Below are 1,905 nucleotides of genomic sequence, written 5' to 3'. Positions count from 1 at the left end.
GCCCGTCGAGTACGAGACCAACTACTACCTGGCAACCACAAAACCCCTGGTCACAGCCATCATCTGAGCTCTCTACCGAACCCGGGGCGGTTCACACCGCTTATACAGACAACGGCCGGCCGGGCGCCGAACCGGCCAAAGCAGGGGGCGCGCTATCTGAGTCCGCGCCGGCCTCAGGGGCCGAGGGCTACGAGGCGGTCCAGCGCTTACTTCAGCAAGCTGTGACTCAAGGAGGCCTCCCCGGCATTCTCGTTGAGGTTTGCGACGGCGACCGGCAGTGGTTCGGGACCGCAGGAGTGGCCGACACCCGAACCGGCCGCACGCGTTCACAGCAGGACCGGTTCCGCATCGGCAGCATCAGCAAGACGTTCATGGCCACCGTCGTGCTGCAGCTGGCGGCGGAAGGCAGGCTGAGCCTGGACGACACCGCGGAACAGTGGCTGCCCGGGGCGGTCCATGGACATCACCACGACGGTGCCAGGGTGAACGTCAGGATGCTGCTCAACCACACCAGCGGGATCTTCAACTACACCGATGACCAGGAAGCACTGAACCGTTACGAGACACACTCGCCCGAGTCACTGGTGCAGATCGCCATGTCCCATCCGCCCACCTTCACGCCGGGCTCGGGCTGGGCCTATTCCAACACCAACTACGTCCTCGCAGGCATGATCATCGAACGGGCCACCGGCCGCGCGCTTGCCGAAGAGATCACCGAGCGGATCTCCCGCCCGTTCGGCCTGACTGGTACGTACCTGCCGCAAGGCAGCGACCCGACGATCCACGGCCCACACTCCCGGCACTAAACGAAGCTGTTCCAGACCGACCCCGGCGCGCCGGTCCACGACGCGACCGAGCTCGATTCATCCATGTTCTGGGCAGCCGGCGGCGTGATCTCCACCGCCGGGGACCTCAACCGGTTCTTCCACGCCCTGCTGGGGGGCCGGATACTGCCACCGGACCAACAACGCGACATGTTCACCACCGTGCCCACCCGCGACTGGATTCCCAACGCCGCCTACGGCCTCGGCGTTTCCTCAGTGAGACTGCCCTGCGGGGAAACGGTCTGGGGCATGGGGGGTGCGCTCTTCGGATCGTGGTCCTACGCCTACGGCTCTCGCGATGGCGAACAGATGGTTACCACCAACGTCAACGGCGACTGGAGCAACGGCGGTTGGGACGACCCCATCGGTATCTTCACCGATCTACTTCAGGCGAAGTTCTGCCGCCGGAGCGATACCTGAACACCGGTCACGGGTCGGACCTGGTCGGCTCCTGATACTCACTCCTGCCCCTCGTCGTCCTCGTCCGGCTCCGGCGCACGGGTCGCGCAGCGGGCGCAGGCCGCCGTCGACCGGGGTGGAGGAGCGGAAGCTGTAGCGGCCGAGCAGGTTCGCGTGCTTGAGCGGGGAGACGCGGGCGACGTCCTCGTCCAGGACGTCGTGCTCACGCTCCTCGGCCGACAGCGCCCGCAACTCCTCGACGGCGGCGTCCATATAGCGAGTCGTCAACACAGCACGGCGGCATTCAGCACCAGCCCGAGCGCGCCGAGCTGGTCCTCCTGTCCCGTCCGGTACGCCTGCATGATCTGCCCGCGCTTGCCGTGGCAGATGTCGCGGGCGAGCTTGTGGCGGGACTCCTGCACGGTGACCCGTTCCGGGCGGCGGCCAAGACGCCGATTGCCTCATCGGTGACCTGGAGCGTTGGGAGGAGGGCACGGCAGCGCTTGTAAGCGGCGAAGATGCCGAGGGTCTTGATCCGACTGATCGGGGCCTTCGCCTTGTTGCCGTTATTGGTCGCGTGGAGAAGGGGGGGCTCCCCCAGAAGTGTGGACACCAGTGCTATGCGGCGAGTGCCAGCATAATTGATCGTTGTTCGAACTCGATCGGGCTGAGGTAGTTCAGA

The 1,905-nt window shown here is 65.8% G+C and carries 2 pseudogenes; one reads left to right on the top strand and one right to left on the bottom strand.

What is annotated here, in order from left to right:
* A pseudogene (locus ACZ38L_RS39315) lies at positions 1 to 1,244 on the top strand (serine hydrolase domain-containing protein); the annotation flags it as partial.
* 69 nt (positions 1,245 to 1,313) lie between these two features.
* On the opposite strand, the pseudogene ACZ38L_RS39310 reads toward ACZ38L_RS39315, so the two are convergent.
* Positions 1,314 to 1,654, bottom strand: a pseudogene (locus ACZ38L_RS39310) (Tn3 family transposase); the annotation flags it as partial.
* Positions 1,655 to 1,905: the final 251 nt, after the last annotated feature.

The organism is Kitasatospora sp. NPDC024654, from assembly GCF_055559155.1.
The sequence above is the reverse complement of the archived record's forward strand: the minus strand, read 5'-3'. Positions and strand labels throughout refer to the sequence as shown.